The following is a 14,817-nucleotide window of genomic DNA, read 5'->3' as shown; positions in this document are numbered from 1 at the left end:
GATGCTGATAATCTTGTTGACTATCAGTCTGACTCCACAAGCACCCACACGAATTGCTTGATTCAGTTGTTAAAGAGCGGTTGGTTAAGATCTTTCGTCTCAACCGAGGCGCGCATTCTACAGCGCCTTTCATCAAACTGCAACCTTAAAAGTTGATGATTTTTCTTAACTAAATCAACAACTTAAACCAGAACCAGCAGCGAACTGCTCGTTAGCGGGAGGCGAATAGTACAGTATTAAAATACGTGGTCAACCCCTGAGTGGAAATTCTTTTTCCACACCAAAGATCCCTGGCTGCCACCGTCAGCCCTGGCCCGATAATCGTCTTATATAAGAAGCAGGAAGGTTCAGTCACCCGTGAACAACAGGGGGCCTCCTGATCGGTTACAACGCACCGCATCGGAACGACTAAGCTTTTTCGAATGAACCTCGTCTTTCAAGGGTGACTCCATGAGCAGCGCCCCCCTGTCTGAACTCGATGCCGCTCTACCCGGTCTGGCTCGCAAGATCCGCGTACTGAATGCCCTGTCCTGGCCGGATGGCGTCGAGGACGTTTTCCTGGCGCATTGGCGTAACGGGAAAGCCGAATTGCCCAGAGTCGAATTGCGCCCCCGCGACCACAGCGCCGACATCGCCGCTCTGGAAGCCTTTATAGGACGCTGCGATCAGGGGCACCCAGCCGGGCACTATCTCGCCATGACAGCGCGCAGTTATGCCACGGCCGGACGCATGCTGGGGGCGATTGGCACTCCCGCCTTCACTCAATACTCATCCGCGTTGTACCGACGCCCGGATTTCTATTATCCGAGCCAGAAACTCAGCATGCTGGATGCGGCCAATTTTTTTCTCACCACCACCGACGCCCTATTGGGTGGCGCCCGGATTCCACCGACTCAGGCTGAGATCCCGGCCGAGGTCTTCGCCGCCTGGATGCAGCCGGAGCTGGACCGTTTCTTCGGTGAGGGCCGGGTCACGGTCGTGCTCGACCCGACGCTGGCTGCCAAGGCAATCGCCGGGGCAAGCCGTATACGCCTGCGTACCGGTGCCCTGTTCTCTGAACTGGACAAGAATCAGTTATTGCAGCATGAGGCCTTCGTGCATGTTGCTACCGCACAAAATGGCGCGCTCCAGCCCAACCTCAAAAGTCTGGGTTTGGGGGCTCCACGCACGACCCAAACCCAGGAAGGCATTGCCACCCTGGCAGAACTGTTCACTGGCAGCATGGACATCAACCGCCTGCGCCGCCTGGCCCTGCGCGTGCTCGCGGTCCAGCAGGCGCTGGACGGCGCCGATTTCATACAGGTATTCGAGGGGTTTCTCGCTGCAGGCCAGTCACAAGAGGAGTCCTTCCGCTCAACCCAGCGGGTCTTCCGTGGCGCCGACCTGCGTGGCGGCTCGGCGTTTACCAAGGACGCCGCCTACCTGACGGGTTTGCTGGGCGTCCATACCCTGTTGCGAATCGCGATCCGCGACAATCGACCGGAACTGGTGGGGCATTTGTTTGCCGGACGCCTCAGTCTAGCCGACACCGTACGCCTGGCGCCTCTATTTGAATCTGGCTGGCTCCAGGGCCCCACCCATCTACCGGCCTGGGCCTGCGATTTACGTCTGCTCGCCGCCAACCTGGCCTTCTCCGCTTTTATTGCCCAGATAAAACTGGATGTGCTCGATCTGGAGGTGCTCATGACATTTGCAGACGAACACGAAAACGATGCCAGCGCCCTGTGACCATGGGCACCTGCCAATTGACTCGATTGAGTTTCACGGAAATATCCTGACCGCGGCGCAGCAATCAGCCAGAAGCGGCCGGTGGTCGTTGCACTTCGCCAGTCGCCGGCGTGTGGCTAAGCTTAATTAATCGGGGTGAATTGAAACCTGAGAGATAGCGGCCATCAGCGAATCTGGACAGGCATCAAGACGGCGCCCCATAGGAGACGACTATGTATGCGGTGATAAGAACCTACTTGGGTACTGGAGCAAAGCAGCTTTTCGAGCTTTTGGAAGAGCGCAAGACCGACGTTGAAGCGACCCTGCGGACAGTGCCGGGCCTCGTAAGCTACACGCTGCTGAATACGGGTGATGGTGGTACGTCGGTAACGGTTTGCACGGACAAGGCCGGCAGCGATGCGAGCTTGAAAGTCGCAAGCGAGTGGATCAAGAAAAACGCATCAAGTATCCACGCGTCCCCGCCGATCGTAACGGAAGGTCCGGTCATCGTGCAGATCAAATAACGCGCCCTTGCGATTGATCTCGCGACACCGTCGCTGTCGCGGGATTTGTATGCTTGCCTGGCGCAAATGTGATCGTCCGCAAACCATCAGATTGGGTTTGATTGCGGTGCAAGCCCCTGCCTCACCCCTAGGCTTCTTACGCAAACCTCTGCCATCATTCAGGCATTCACAAGCCGAGTAGAAATACATGAATCGTCAGAAAAAAATAAAGCAGCTATTAAAGGCTCACGCCAAAAAGGCCAGTGCCAAACTGGCACCGCAAAACAAGTCTAAATACATCAGCAAAGCCGACCGATTGAAACTGGCCGCTGAATCCGCTCAAGACGCAATCACGCCCTCTGAGGGCTGATCCAGCCCCTAACGAACCATCAACGAACTCGCCAACAACGCCTCCAACCCCATCGGCTTCGCAAAATAATAACCCTGAGCCTGCCCTGCGCCCATTTCGCGTAGCAAGACCAGCGTCGCTTCATCCTCGACACCTTCGGCCACAACGCTGAGGTCCAGCGATTCGGCCATCCGCACAATCGCCCGGACGATCGCGCGACTGCGAGGGCTGGTGGTCAGTTCGAGGATGAACGATTTGTCGATCTTCAAACCGCTGAAGCGGTACTGATGCACGTAGCTCAGGGATGAAAACCCGGCACCGAAGTCATCGAGCACCACCGACATGCCGTTGTCGGCCAATTGCTGCATGGTCAGTCGGGCAATCGCCGGCTCCGCCACCAATGCACCCTCGGTCAACTCCAGGCAGATCCGCGAGGGCTCGACCCCGTATCGCGCCAACAGCGCAAGCACATCATTGGCAAAGTCCGGGCGCGTCATGCTGTAGCTGGAGCAATTGACGTGCACCGCAGGCCAATTGGCGTGTTCGGGTTGTGCGAGGATCGCGGCGATGCTGGTCAGCATGTACAGGTCCAGTCGACCAATCAGGCGCAAACCCTCGACATCCGGCAGAAACTCGCCCGGCGCGATCACCCGGCCGCCCGGCTGATGCCAGCGGATCAGTGCTTCAAGGGCCAACAGTTCGCCGCTTTCGACACTGACTATCGGCTGGAAATACGGCAACAGTTCGTCAGTACGTTTGAGCGCGTTGCGCAAGGCCCCTTCCCGTTCAACCTGGTCCGAGACTTCACGGCGCACTTCCTGATTGAACACTGCGTAGCTGTCGCGCCCGGCGCTCTTGACCCGGTACATCGCCGCATCGGCGTCGCGCAGCAAGTCGGCGGGTTCCTGATGGAACTGACTGTCGGCGCTGACAATACCGATACTGCAAGACGAAAACACTTCATAGCCGTTGATCAGGAACGGCAAGTCAAACGCCACCAGAATCCGTTCAGCGATGTCGATTACCACCTCCAGCGGCGCCTCGGGAGCCAGCACGGAAAACTCATCGCCCCCCAGGCGCGCGAGCATGTCGCTGTCGCGCAGACAACCACGCAAACGGTGGGCGGCCTGCATCAATAGCAGGTCGCCAAAATGGTGGCCGAGGCTGTCATTGACCATCTTGAAACGGTCGAGGTCGATGAACATCACTGCCAGGTGCCCGCCTTCGCTGCCGAACTGCGACCAGGCCAGATTGAGGCGCTGTTGCAGGTAGGTACGATTGGGTAGCCCGGTCAGCGCATCGTGGGAGTTTTCGTGTTGCAACTTGGCATTGGCGTGATCGAGCTCGCGGGTGCGGTTCTGCACCCGGGCTTCCAGCTTGAGGTTGGCGGCATGGATCGCTTCGGCGGCCGTGCGGCGCGACAACGCGGTGTCGATGTGCCGGGAGACGAACGTCAGCAGTTCCTGGTCGCGCAGGGTATAGCGCACTTGCGAGGTATAGCTTTGCACTGCGAGTACGCCACGCACCACATCGCCATCGAACAATGGAATGCCCAGCCAGGAGTAAGATCGGAAGTACGCTTCGGCCAGTTCGATGTCGCCGTGCGCAGACAATCGCTCAGCTTCGTCGGCGTCAATCAGGCAAGGTCGACGCTGACGGATAACGTACTCGGTCAAGCCCCGGCGCCCTCGCCGGGCCGCTGGGCAGGCCGTCTGCCGCTCATCGACATAATACGGAAAGGTCACTTCAGTGGTCGCGTCGTCGAACAGCGCAATATAGAAGTTCCGCGCGAACAGCAGATCACCGACGATGCCATGCAAGGTTTGAAACAACTCAGCCATGTCACCAGGCCGGCTGGAGAGTTCAGCGATCTGGAACAGCGCGCTCTGCAGATGTTCGGCGCGCTCTCGCTCTGCCACTTCCTGCCTCAAGGCGTCGTTGAGCGCCGAGAGCTCCAGGGTACGACGCATCACCGTCGCTTCCAGATCCTCGCGGTGCAGAATCCGGTCCAGCGCCATGGCCACGTGACGGGCCACCACCAGAAACAACGCGCGGTCCTCGGCGCTGTAGGTACGAGAAACGTCGTAGACCTGCATCGCCAGCATGCCAAACACCTCGTCCGAGGCATTTTTCAACGGTGCGCCCATCCAGAATTCGGGACGATCTCCCACGCAGTAAAAACGGCCTTCGGCCTGAGCCGCGAGGATGCCGGCGGCGTCGATCAGCAACGGCTGGCCGCTGGTCAATACCTGGCCGGTCAACGAAAGATGCGAAGGGTCAAGGTATTCGTAGTGCGAGGACTCCACGGCATCAACGTCAATGATGTCGACGTAATACGGGTAGTCGATCTTGCCGCTGTGCGGGTCATACAGCGCGAGATAGAAGTTCTCGGCGTCGATCAGGCTCGCCAGCAACTGGTGAACCCCCACCAGGAACACTGACCGGTCGCGGGTCGAACTGGCCAGGTAGGTAATTTCATACAGCACACGTTGAGTAATCTGCGCGCGGGCCAGGGTATTGGTCTGCACCTCAATGCCCAGGCGCTGGGCAAAACCGGCGAGCGCCGGTTCTTCGGCCTCGGCGATTGGCGCAAGCAGCCAACCCAGCACACTTTCGCCGCTGCCGGTCGGCCAGCGGTGCAAGTACCGGGTCTGGCAAAAGGCATCGAACTGTTCATTCGCAACACTTGACGGCCATTGCGCCTGTGGGTCGCCCTGCCCGACCAAATGCATCTGTTCACCGGCACGGTAAACGACCCACGCGATGGTGTGCGTCCAGTTGCGCGCCGAGTTCAGTAAGTGTTCGATCGTATCCTCGTTGCCAGCGCAGGTTATGCCGACAGTATCCGAATTCCCTTTAAGCTCAGAGGCGACAATATCGCAATCGTTCGATTGCCGCGGGAAGTCGGTCAAAGGACGAAAACTCATCAACGCTCCCTGAGCCAGAAACTGGCAATACTCACTTACTGGTTACTAGCAATGCGCCAGTGAGCTTCCCGTTTATAGAGTTTTTATTCAATAGGTTTTTTCGAATTGTGAGTTGCTTGCTCAACAGGTCATTCTTTACGGGCGCCAACTCGGCAAACGACTGACAAGTGTGCCTCTGCACCCTTATCCAAGTAGTTCCACCAGGAAAAGGAGCGTCCTTATGGAGACCGTCACAATTCGTACCCTGCAAAACACTGATGCTGAGGCATTGCTGACGTTTGAAAGGGACAATCGCGAGTGGTTCGAGCGCCACATTGACGCACGTAATGCTGCTTTCTATTCGGTGCAGGGTGTCACCGAGCACATTGCAGCCTATTTATCCGATTATGCCGCTGGCACCTGGCACCCCTTTGTCATCGTAGACGCTGACGGAAAAATAGTGGGCCGGGCGAACCTCAAAGACATCGACACGTCCGCGCGGTCGGCAGAAGTCGGCTATCGGATCGCTCAAAGTGCTTGCGCAAAAGGACTGGCAACGCGGGCGGTGAGGCATTTGATCGAGCAAGCGCAGTTGCGTTGGGATCTTAATCAACTGGTTGCCAACGTTTACGTCGACAATATCGGCTCGGCAAAAGTGCTCGAACGCTGCGGCTTCGTGATTGAACAGACATCTCTGCAAGCAGGCGCAAATCAGGAGTATCGGTTTGGCCTTTCGATTCAGACGAGTGAATGATGTGCCGATACGATTTACGCAGACAAAAAAAAGCCCCGCAACCAAATGGGCTGCGGGGTAAAAAATTGGTTGGTTGCGGCCAACCAAAGGAGCTCTGTAGAAAGCGTTACGGGCCGGGGTCAGATGCAATCCTGTGCGGCGCGTTCAAAACTTGAAGGCAGCAGGTTTGAGGCCAGCAAGTGTCGCTCGTAGATAAACACCTTGCCGCCATTCCCGGCCTTGTAGGCTTCCAGCACGTTGTCGGCCGAGACTTTGCTCGGCACCACGATCCGGTAGCTGCGCTGGGTTTGCGAGACGGTCGGGTTCAACGCATGGCTCTGCAATTTCGGTACGACGCAATCGGCGTATTGGGCTGGGGTCTTGCTGGTCTGCAAGGTCAGGGTCGGGTCGTTCGGCGCGGAGGCGCAACCGGCCAGCAACAAAGAGCCAATCGCCATGGCGGGTACAAATAAAGAGCGCATCGGTCTTATCCAGAAAATAAAAGCTTCGGTTCATCCAGCAGCGGGACTGCGTCACGGTGCGTGTTCGTTGGAGGTGATTTTCCGCCTATAACCAACAAAGCAGAACTTGTGTTTCGTAATGGTCACTATTACCTCTAGCAATAGTTGCGCGCCGTGCAGATGGGTACACACTCTGAATCACCACTAAAAAAAATTGATGAGGATCTATCCTTGAGAACTTTTGACCTGATCCGCGATGCCGTATTGCCCGATTTCCGCGACCGGGTGGCCGAGTACCTGATTCAGTACGAAACCGTATTGTTAAGTGAACACGCGCCCGACCCGGAACTTGTGCGGGCCACCGCCAATCAGTTGCGCGGTTATTTGCGCGGGTTGAACACCACGCGAGTGCTGGGCATGGCGGACTGGGAGGAACTGGATCGGCGGGTGGTGAACACGTGGCTTTAGCGCCGCACGCCTCGACCGGTGGATCGGCATCCATCGAATGACTTTCTATACTGCTGTCGAATCCGGAAAGACGCAGGATTTGCCGTCATCGTAGTCGTGGTTCTCTCTGGGTAATGTCTCCCGATAGTTCTCAAGCAAAAAAGGAGTTTGCGTCATGACCGACGATCCAAAAGTAAAAGGACCCGCGTCGTACTTTCCCTCTATTGAAAAAAAGTATGGGCAGCCAATCACCCACTGGCTAACCCTGCTCAAGACAGTCAGCGGCAAGAAGCATATGGAGATGGTTGCGTTGCTCAAAACTGAACACGGCATGGGCCATGGCCATGCCAACGCGTTGGTTGCGTACTTTTTAGCGAGCACTAAAACCGACTGACGAGACTGATGTAGCACAGGGCGCTCGATGCACCCGCTTGCGGCTCAAGCCAACCGGGCGCCATACACCTGACTGTTGCTATCAAATCCACCTCCACTGTATCTGCTTCAACCCAATGACTACGGTTAGCCTTGTTTCTCATCCAGGGGAGTTTGCGCTATGCCGGACGCCACCAACCTTTACCTGTTCACTGTCGCCGCCCTGCTGTTGCTGATCGTGCCTGGCCCGAACATGGCCTTCGTCACCAGCCATGCCGTTGCCCATGGCTGGCGTGCCGGTTTCGCCGCCGCATTGGGAATAACCCTGGCCGACGTGCTGATGACCGCCATGGTCAGCGCGGGGCTCGGTGCGCTGGTGATGAGTTGGGCGCCGGCATTTGATTTGCTGCGGTGGGCCGGGGCTTCCTATCTGATGTGGCTGGCGTGGAAGGCATTGAGCACTCCACCAGCGGACGCGGATGCTCAACCTGCATTGGCATCGCGGCGCAAGATCTTCATCCGGGCGACTCTCAACAGCCTGTTGAATCCCAAGGCGCTGTTGTTCTTCATGGTATTCCTGCCGCAATTCGTCACCCTGGGAACCAGCAGCGTCACGGTGCAACTGATGGTATTAGGTGTGTTGCTTGCGCTGATCGCTTTGATCTTTCATTCCCTGCTCAGCGTCTGTGCCGGGCAGCTACATGGGCGCCTGCGTGGGGGCAAAATCTCCAGCCGCCTGGGTGCTTATGGCTTCGCTGTCGTAATGACGGCGCTGGCGGTACGTTTGCTGGTGCTGAACCGGACAGTCTGAAGCGGTCGCATCGAAATCGCTCAATAGCCGGCACTCGCCGAGGCCGCCTTTTACTGCGCCAACCAAAACCTGCACACTTGTCGGCTTTTTTCGCGACAGGAAGTCTCCCCATGCAACGGATTGTCATTCTGGGCAATGCCGGTAGCGGCAAATCCACCCTCGCCCTGACCTTGCAGTAGGTTGTACAGAGAAGCTCGACCGGGCATTCCTGTGGTGCACTTGCGCGGTTACCGGCAGATTCGCGCCTTTCTCGATAGCTTGCCCGTAGCGTCGGGAGTCTGCCTTGAATAAAGGGAGGGGGACTTTCGCTATCCCGGGAGTTGATCCGTGTATGCCCGGCAGAGGGTTATGAGAGAGAACCTACGGTTACGAACGACTGGTTGCTATCGCCATTAGCGGCCATTGCCCGCCTTAAATAAACTGCGAAATATTCGCCATCGCACGCGTTATGTAAATGTCCTTCTCCCCCACGGGAGCAACATAATGAAGTGCACTGCGTGCGGCCTCCTCACCTGCAAGACGTGAGATGAACCAAGCGGCAAGATACTGCGACGACAAGCACCCGCCAGCCGTTGCGACATTGCCCTTGGCCACGAACGGTTGATTGAGTACCGCCACACCGGCCTCTTCAACCCATGGCTTTGTGATCAGATCCGTGCAGGCCGGAACGTCGTCCAGCAGGCCCAGTTTTGCAAGTATGAGCGTGCCCGAGCACTGGGCGCCCAGGAGTTGGCGCGCAGGATCAAGCTTCAGGCGAGACATCAGCACGGCATTCGCGACGACGTCCCGGGTCATTCTCCCACTGCCCACCAGCACGGCGTCCGCACCGCATGCGTCCTCCAACGACATCTGCGCCTCGATCATCAGGCCGTTCATCGACAGCACTTTGTCTGTGGGGCTGGCGATAGACACTCGCCAACCAGGCTGTTGAACCCGGTTGAGGATGCCGAACGAGATGAGCGAATCAAGTTCGTTGAAGCCTTCAAAGGTAAGGATTGCGATATGCATTTGAGCCTCAGACCAGAGAAATCTTGTGGTCCATCGTAAAACCAAACAACCAATACACTCAAAAAATTGTAATGGATACGCTCTGTACTGATTACGAACGTGGGCACAGGCAAACCTCAAAGGGGCCGAACACTGAGGCCCTTAGCTATTTAAACAGCGGCGCCCTAGAACTTTTCCCTGTTTACAGGTCTATGTGGACAGGCACATTCGCTCGGTAAGCGCTGACCCGCAGACTTCCCGCAGCCAGATGGCTACACATCAACATGTCAATTCAGAGGTTGTCTTCGCTCATGAAATTCCATGACCTACGGATGGTGCTCTTCGGCCTGTTCGCGTTCGCGGCAGTGGGCTCGGCATCAGCAACACAGATGAAGACCTCAACCCCTGTTTTCGCAACTGAAGTGGCGGCCGTTCAGGCGCCGGTCCAGGCTGCCGGCAGCCCTTGGCCGACCGTGGCCAGTATGGCCGGCAACCAGCCAGGGTCGTTGCTTGCCCATGATGACCGATACTGGCATGACGACCGTTGGCATGATCGTAGAGACAATTGGCGCCGAGACGACTGGCGTAGAGAACAGTGGCGTAGAGAGCAAGCCCGCCGGGATGCCGAACGCCATCGTTATTGGGAGCGTCATCAGGATCGGTCCATGCGGCACCGCTACGAGGACGATCGCCGCTACTATCGTCGCTAAATCTGCCTGTAACACCAGGCTGTAGAAATCAGGCTGAAAACCTCGACGAGGTACGAATCGGATATTCGCTCAGTGCTTCCCAAGTGAAGTCTGAGCGTCCGCAACCAATGAAGGTTATCGACCAAGCGCATTCAATACTGACCTTTGAAATGACCGTTAAGCCCGGCGCGTGGAGCAATACTCCACGATGAGCTGAGTAACCGCCGCCACCATCGCCTGATCCGCTTCAGGCGAAGTAAACAGCCGAAACTCTGCATCCGGCAACTCCGGCAACCCTTGTTCAGCCCCAAGAACCACCAGCCCTTGCCCCAACTGACTGAGTGTCATGGGCGCAACCGCGAAGCCTGCAAGCGCCGCCGCCCGCAACCCAGCGGTGCTGCTGCATAACATCGCGGTGCGTTGGGCGATCCCCGCCTGAGCCAGTCGCTTCAACGCAACCTCGCGATAAGGGCATGGCTCGGGGAACAGGGCCAGCGGCAACGGCGTCGGTAACCGGGTGACGGGTTGCGCCGACCAGGCCCACACCAGCGGCTCTTGCCACAACAATTTCCCCGCATCGCTGGTTTCGCACAGTGAGCCGATGACCAACTCCAGATGCCCTTGCTTCATCAGCGCCAGCAACGTACCGGGAATGCTCACCTGCACGTCGATCTCCATCCCTGGGTACTGCGCCGCGAATTCCTGAAAAGCACGCAGTAGTCGGGATTCGACAAAATCCTCGGATATTCCGATCCGCAGCCGCCCGTGAAATGGCGTACGCGTCAGTTCCGCCCAGGCATCACGGTTCAGCACAAGGATCGTGCGCGCATAAGAGAGCAAGCGCTCGCCATCGGGCGTCAGTTGCTGGGAACGGGTGGTACGCGTCAACAGGGGTTTACCAATCTGTTCTTCCAATCGCCGCACATGGCCGCTCACCGCAGACTGAGTCAGGTGCAGCTTTTGCGCTGCACGGCTGAAGCCTTCTTCGTCGACCACAGCGACAAATGTTTTGAGTAGCAGCGAATCGAACATAGTTTTATACGTGATTAATCGACTAGTAATTTACGATTTATATTTCAAATATAACTATGTTGCAATGCCTCCCTACCCCACCACTCGAGGCGTGCCATGACTACCCTGCTCCATATCGAATGCTCCCCACGCAAGCAGCGCTCGGCGTCCCTTGAAGTCGCCCGCAGCTTCATTGCGCGTTATCGAGAAAACACCCCGGACACCGACATCATCACCCTCGACCTCTGGAACATGGCGTTGCCGGAATTCGATGAGCTGGCAATGGAAGCCAAATACGCAGGACTCAGCGGCACTGCCTTGACCCCGGCGCAACAAGAGGCCTGGAACACCTTGAAGGACCTGGCTGCGCACCTGCATCGCGCGGATGTACTCGTGATGTCCGTACCGCTTTGGAATTTCAGCATCCCGTACAAGCTCAAGCATTTCATCGACCTGATATCGCAGAAAGACATCCTGTTCAGCTTCGATCCGGAACGCGGTCTGGAAGGCATGCTGCACAACAAAATCGCCGTAGTCGCGTACGCCCGAGGCCTGGATTTTTCAGCGCAGTCGATCACACCGGCGGAACGCTTCGACTTCCAGAAGCCCTACGTGGAAGCCTGGCTGCAATTCATCGGCGTGACCGATGTGCATTCGGTGATTGTGGAGAAGACCATCCTGGGGGAAGACGTTGATCTTGATGCGCGTGAGGCTGCGACTCAGCAGGCCAGAGGATTGGCAGATACTCTTTGTCGCTGACGGGTATTTATAAGGTACAGGCGCCCACTCAAGCATGAGAGCCAGAGGCAGTTTTCGACCCAATGCTTCCAGTGAAGGCCGGCAGAAATCGGCCAAAAGAAGTCGCAAACCCCATGACGCTTCGGGGCTTGCGACTTATTGCCAATACGTCCTTCAAACTCTCGGACGTTTGCTACGGGAATGCCTGCCGTGTTCATTGCAGAACGTGCAGGCCTAGTTTTGTACCTCAACCGCGTCGATATCCGGCGCGTCTGGGGCGTCCGGGGCGTCAGCCACATCCTCTCTGGCGTCCCTCGCCTCGGCTTTGGCAGCCTCTCTGGCTGCGTTTGCCTCTACCTTGGCAGCGTCCCTCGCCGCATCTGCAACAGCACGGGCGGCATCTCTGGCCGCATCGGCTTCTGCTTTGGCGGCGTCCCTGGCTGCGTCGGCAGCGGCCCGAGCTGCATCTCTGGCTGCATCTGCGCCCGGTATGCCAGCAGCTTTTGCAGCGTCCCTGGCTGCATCCGCCTCGGCTCTGGCGGCGTCTCTGGCTGCATTTGCAGTAGCCCTTGCAGCATCCCGGGCTGCATCTGCATCAGCTCTGGCAGCATCTCTGGCTGCATTTGCATCGTTTCTGGCAGCGTCCCTGGCTGCATCTGCGGCATCGTTGTCATGCGCGTTGCCTGAGCCTCTGTTCCCGGCAACACCACCATGACCGTCACCGTCATGGCCTGATGCACCATGACCACCACCATCTCCATGGCCGCTGCCACCGTGACCACTGCCTCCGGAGCCTCCACTACCGGAACCACCACCGCCACCGCCGCCGCCACCACCGTGACCGCCTCCTCCTCCGCCTCCGCTGTTACCGCCGCCACCACCGCTGCCATCTTTGGCATACACGCTGGAGAAACTACTGATGTAATCGGGCACTAGAACAGTCGATGCCGACAGGACCCCGCCAATTGCCAGAGCCAACAAACATTTCTTGATCAGCATGATGCACCTCCGCTTGGAGTTGCGCAGTCATGTCCCTATCGAACGCAATATCCAGTGAGTTCCCGGCCGCCCATTGGAGCGGCCAGCCAACCGGCACGGCCATAAATCTGCAGCATTAACCAGCAACTGCGGTTTCCGCACGATCCCTGAGAGCCAGTCAGCATCTTTGTGTGGGACGTTACCCCACATTTTTAGATAGGTGCTGTCAGCCCGAGTTCAACAAACGAATATCTGGACTGAAGCATGCGTTGAGCAAAAACCTCTAAACCTTCGGGACGCCAACAGTTCATCGCGAGCTGAATGCCTGAAATCCCCTGACCACGCTGGGTCGAGCGCCCACCCTTTCATACCAGCGGCGAAGCTTGGGCAAACGATCCCACGGGATGTCTGCCTCTACTGACGACATGATGCTGTAGGCCGCGATATCCGCGATGGAGAAACAGCTTCCCGCCATATAAGCATCAGCACTGACGAACTGTTCAGCCAACTCAATTGACGAAAGCATGCGCTCGACCAGCCGCGCAGAGCCATCGTTGAGCCCTTGGCCGCGAAGGAAGAACGCCGAATGGCCCGGTGCGATGACATCGGTCAAAAAGAAGAATCGCTCATACACCGTAGCTCTGTGGCCAGCGGCACTGGGCAAGAGCCGTTCTGGAGCCTTTTCGGCAGCGTAGAAAATGATCGCGTTCGACTGAGTGAGTACAAAGGCAGGCTCATCGCCCTTTCGTTCGACCAATACCGGGACTTTTCCGGCCGGATTCAGGGAGCGATGATCCGCCCCTGTTTGCTGGCCTTTTGAAAGATCCACCAGTCGAACCGTGTACGCCAGCCCCGCTTCTTCGAGGGCGATGGCTGCCCGGATGCAATTGCCTGTGGGCGCACCGTGTAATTCCAGTAAGGCGTTCATGACGTATTTCTTCCTCCTTGCGGGCTCAGTTCAGTCATCCGCTAAAGCGTGCCGACTGTCACACAAGCCAGGCCCGACGCTGCGAGTCGTCACGCATAGACGTCCCGGTTTTTTTTCGATGAAAGCCTGCACAGACGCAGCTATCGACTAATTCTTTTGAAAAAGTCCGAGCGGATTGACTCAACCTACACTTAGCTTGATAGGCGTCCGATTTACGCGTTGCAAGCCTTCCTGGCAGGGCAAGCGTAATGCGGTGAACGCTCCAGCCCTACCACTTATGCCTGAGTCGTTAATCATGGATGAAGTCACTACCGTGCCCTCGGATGATGTACCTGCTACTCAACACATCGTGCAGCGCAAGCTCGGACGCTGTCTGATGCGCGTGCAACAATACGAACGGCAGCTGAAAGCCATTGTCGCGCATTACGAACTGACCGGTCTTGCAGATCAGCTGTCTAGCATCCGTGACCAGAAGGTCGAATGTGCAAAGAAAAAGACGATGGGTACGTTGATGGGGATGTTGACCGAAAGCTTTCTGACCCCGCCGCCCCCAAACGAAGAAGAGTCACAGACCGAAGCCGATGTCGGTGACCAGATCTGGCTCAGGCTTCGATACCAGTTGGAAATGACAGCCGAGGACTATGAGGCAATGAAGGCCGACCTCAAGGAGCTGGTTGACCTGCGCAATAGCCTGGTCCACCACTTCATTGAGCGTTTCGATCTCTGGTCTGAATCGGGCTGCCAGGCGGCGGATGGTTTTCTGGAGGAAAGCTACGAAACCATCAATCGGCATTGCCTGAGTCTGCAATGTTGGGCCAAAAACATGATTGAGGCACGAGCTAAAATGGCTTCGTTTATACAGAGCCAAGCATTTGAAGATGCGCTCGACGGTATCCGGGTGGATGGCTCAGTCGATTGACCTGGCAGTGGGATTTGCTGCTGTTTACGTGAAGCAGAAACGAAGCTTGCCGAAGGTGGCTGGACTCGATTGGAAGCATCCATTCGCTGGATTGGTGGTACCTATCCAGAGCAGACGCCCAAGCGCTACGGTTGCAGCAGCTTGAGGCATGTCCTGCACGAATCAATGCAGTTCGAAATACGAAAATTCCAGGCTGATAATGAACGTACTACCGTCTGGTATCGCAGCAAGGTCAGTTGAATGGGCAACTGAATCCTCCCTCCTTTTGTAAGCGCACT

Annotated in this window: 17 protein-coding genes; 11 read left to right on the top strand and 6 right to left on the bottom strand. The window is 57.1% G+C overall.

Translation table 11 applies throughout. The annotated features are described in order from the left end of the window. Positions 1-450: 450 nt before the first annotated feature. From IB246_RS23425 to IB246_RS23415, 3 genes are all read left to right on the top strand, one after another. Positions 451-1,728, top strand: coding sequence for a flavohemoglobin expression-modulating QEGLA motif protein (locus IB246_RS23425; RefSeq protein ID WP_008037779.1), 1,278 nt, complete (start codon positions 451-453; stop codon positions 1,726-1,728). Between the two features lie 212 nt (positions 1,729-1,940). After that, on the top strand, positions 1,941-2,231 hold the full coding sequence (locus tag IB246_RS23420) for a hypothetical protein (protein ID WP_008035503.1): 291 nt from the start codon (positions 1,941-1,943) through the stop codon (positions 2,229-2,231). 187 nt (positions 2,232-2,418) lie between these two features. Continuing rightward, positions 2,419-2,580: a DUF2986 domain-containing protein gene (locus tag IB246_RS23415; protein WP_008037782.1), complete on the top strand. Its 162-nt coding sequence runs from the start codon at positions 2,419-2,421 to the stop codon at positions 2,578-2,580. Positions 2,581-2,588: 8 nt separating this feature from the next. On the opposite strand, the gene IB246_RS23410 is transcribed toward IB246_RS23415, so the two are convergent. Further along, on the bottom strand, positions 2,589-5,486 hold the full coding sequence (locus IB246_RS23410; RefSeq protein WP_008037785.1) for an EAL domain-containing protein: 2,898 nt from the start codon (positions 5,484-5,486) through the stop codon (positions 2,589-2,591). A 220-nt stretch (positions 5,487-5,706) separates the two neighbouring features. Between IB246_RS23410 and IB246_RS23405 the strand changes: the two genes are divergently transcribed. Continuing rightward, positions 5,707-6,219, top strand: a complete 513-nt coding sequence (locus IB246_RS23405) for a GNAT family N-acetyltransferase (protein WP_008037787.1) — start codon at positions 5,707-5,709, stop codon at positions 6,217-6,219. Between the two features lie 119 nt (positions 6,220-6,338). On the opposite strand, the gene IB246_RS23400 is transcribed toward IB246_RS23405, so the two are convergent. Next, positions 6,339-6,680, bottom strand: coding sequence for a hypothetical protein (locus IB246_RS23400; RefSeq protein WP_008037788.1), 342 nt, complete (start codon positions 6,678-6,680; stop codon positions 6,339-6,341). A 210-nt stretch (positions 6,681-6,890) separates the two neighbouring features. On the opposite strand from IB246_RS23400, the gene IB246_RS23395 reads away from it, so the two are divergent. From IB246_RS23395 to IB246_RS23385, 3 genes are all read left to right on the top strand, one after another. Beyond that, on the top strand, positions 6,891-7,127 hold the full coding sequence (locus tag IB246_RS23395) for a hypothetical protein (RefSeq protein ID WP_008037790.1): 237 nt from the start codon (positions 6,891-6,893) through the stop codon (positions 7,125-7,127). 154 nt (positions 7,128-7,281) lie between these two features. After that, positions 7,282-7,500 (top strand): DUF4287 domain-containing protein, encoded by a 219-nt coding sequence (locus tag IB246_RS23390; protein WP_008035513.1) that lies wholly within the window; start codon positions 7,282-7,284, stop codon positions 7,498-7,500. Between the two features lie 159 nt (positions 7,501-7,659). After that, a complete protein-coding gene (locus IB246_RS23385; RefSeq protein ID WP_008037792.1) occupies positions 7,660-8,289 on the top strand; it encodes a LysE family translocator in 630 nt (209 codons plus the stop codon). A gap of 411 nt (positions 8,290-8,700) precedes the next feature. On the opposite strand, the gene IB246_RS23380 is transcribed toward IB246_RS23385, so the two are convergent. Further along, on the bottom strand, positions 8,701-9,297 hold the full coding sequence (locus IB246_RS23380) for a DJ-1/PfpI family protein (protein WP_008037794.1): 597 nt from the start codon (positions 9,295-9,297) through the stop codon (positions 8,701-8,703). A 290-nt stretch (positions 9,298-9,587) separates the two neighbouring features. Here IB246_RS23380 and IB246_RS23375 point away from each other — a divergent pair, with 290 nt between their 5' ends. Further along, positions 9,588-9,986: a hypothetical protein gene (locus tag IB246_RS23375; protein ID WP_081500185.1), complete on the top strand. Its 399-nt coding sequence runs from the start codon at positions 9,588-9,590 to the stop codon at positions 9,984-9,986. Between the two features lie 156 nt (positions 9,987-10,142). Here IB246_RS23375 and IB246_RS23370 read toward each other — a convergent pair whose 3' ends face one another. Next, on the bottom strand, positions 10,143-10,997 hold the full coding sequence (locus IB246_RS23370) for a LysR family transcriptional regulator (RefSeq protein ID WP_008037795.1): 855 nt from the start codon (positions 10,995-10,997) through the stop codon (positions 10,143-10,145). 96 nt (positions 10,998-11,093) lie between these two features. Here IB246_RS23370 and IB246_RS23365 point away from each other — a divergent pair, with 96 nt between their 5' ends. Continuing rightward, on the top strand, positions 11,094-11,735 hold the full coding sequence (locus IB246_RS23365) for an FMN-dependent NADH-azoreductase (protein ID WP_008037796.1): 642 nt from the start codon (positions 11,094-11,096) through the stop codon (positions 11,733-11,735). 332 nt (positions 11,736-12,067) lie between these two features. On the opposite strand, the gene IB246_RS23360 is transcribed toward IB246_RS23365, so the two are convergent. Both IB246_RS23360 and IB246_RS23355 read right to left on the bottom strand, forming a co-directional pair. Next, positions 12,068-12,604: a hypothetical protein gene (locus tag IB246_RS23360; RefSeq protein ID WP_157222762.1), complete on the bottom strand. Its 537-nt coding sequence runs from the start codon at positions 12,602-12,604 to the stop codon at positions 12,068-12,070. A gap of 395 nt (positions 12,605-12,999) precedes the next feature. After that, on the bottom strand, positions 13,000-13,620 hold the full coding sequence (locus IB246_RS23355) for a glutathione S-transferase family protein (RefSeq protein WP_008037798.1): 621 nt from the start codon (positions 13,618-13,620) through the stop codon (positions 13,000-13,002). Between the two features lie 295 nt (positions 13,621-13,915). On the opposite strand from IB246_RS23355, the gene IB246_RS23350 reads away from it, so the two are divergent. After that, the gene (locus tag IB246_RS23350) at positions 13,916-14,539 is read left to right on the top strand and encodes a hypothetical protein (protein ID WP_008037809.1); all 624 of its coding nucleotides are present in this window, start codon (positions 13,916-13,918) and stop codon (positions 14,537-14,539) included. A gap of 12 nt (positions 14,540-14,551) precedes the next feature. Beyond that, positions 14,552-14,779 carry an OST-HTH/LOTUS domain-containing protein gene (locus tag IB246_RS28755; RefSeq protein WP_223435005.1) on the top strand — a complete coding sequence of 76 codons (228 nt, stop codon included), beginning with the start codon at positions 14,552-14,554 and terminating at the stop codon, positions 14,777-14,779. The last annotated feature ends 38 nt before the right edge of the window (positions 14,780-14,817 follow it).

The sequence above is a fragment of the Pseudomonas sp. PDM01 genome (assembly GCF_014852325.1).
Lineage (GTDB): Bacteria > Pseudomonadota > Gammaproteobacteria > Pseudomonadales > Pseudomonadaceae > Aquipseudomonas > Aquipseudomonas migulae.
This window is presented reverse-complemented; position numbering and strand designations above follow the sequence as displayed.

Excerpts from the sequence above, each read along its gene's own strand:
- IB246_RS23425 (WP_008037779.1), top strand. The coding sequence starts at position 451 with ATGAGCAGCGCCCCCCTGTCTGAACTCGATGCCGCTCTACCCGGTCTG.
- IB246_RS23420 (WP_008035503.1), top strand. The coding sequence starts at position 1,941 with ATGTATGCGGTGATAAGAACCTACTTGGGTACTGGAGCAAAGCAGCTT.
- IB246_RS23415 (WP_008037782.1), top strand. The coding sequence starts at position 2,419 with ATGAATCGTCAGAAAAAAATAAAGCAGCTATTAAAGGCTCACGCCAAA.
- IB246_RS23410 (WP_008037785.1), bottom strand. The coding sequence starts at position 5,486 with ATGAGTTTTCGTCCTTTGACCGACTTCCCGCGGCAATCGAACGATTGC.
- IB246_RS23405 (WP_008037787.1), top strand. The coding sequence starts at position 5,707 with ATGGAGACCGTCACAATTCGTACCCTGCAAAACACTGATGCTGAGGCA.
- IB246_RS23400 (WP_008037788.1), bottom strand. The coding sequence starts at position 6,680 with ATGCGCTCTTTATTTGTACCCGCCATGGCGATTGGCTCTTTGTTGCTG.
- IB246_RS23390 (WP_008035513.1), top strand. The coding sequence starts at position 7,282 with ATGACCGACGATCCAAAAGTAAAAGGACCCGCGTCGTACTTTCCCTCT.
- IB246_RS23385 (WP_008037792.1), top strand. The coding sequence starts at position 7,660 with ATGCCGGACGCCACCAACCTTTACCTGTTCACTGTCGCCGCCCTGCTG.
- IB246_RS23380 (WP_008037794.1), bottom strand. The coding sequence starts at position 9,297 with ATGCATATCGCAATCCTTACCTTTGAAGGCTTCAACGAACTTGATTCG.
- IB246_RS23375 (WP_081500185.1), top strand. The coding sequence starts at position 9,588 with ATGAAATTCCATGACCTACGGATGGTGCTCTTCGGCCTGTTCGCGTTC.
- IB246_RS23370 (WP_008037795.1), bottom strand. The coding sequence starts at position 10,997 with ATGTTCGATTCGCTGCTACTCAAAACATTTGTCGCTGTGGTCGACGAA.
- IB246_RS23365 (WP_008037796.1), top strand. The coding sequence starts at position 11,094 with ATGACTACCCTGCTCCATATCGAATGCTCCCCACGCAAGCAGCGCTCG.
- IB246_RS23360 (WP_157222762.1), bottom strand. The coding sequence starts at position 12,604 with ATGGCAGCGGTGGTGGCGGCGGTAACAGCGGAGGCGGAGGAGGAGGCG.
- IB246_RS23355 (WP_008037798.1), bottom strand. The coding sequence starts at position 13,620 with ATGAACGCCTTACTGGAATTACACGGTGCGCCCACAGGCAATTGCATC.
- IB246_RS23350 (WP_008037809.1), top strand. The coding sequence starts at position 13,916 with ATGGATGAAGTCACTACCGTGCCCTCGGATGATGTACCTGCTACTCAA.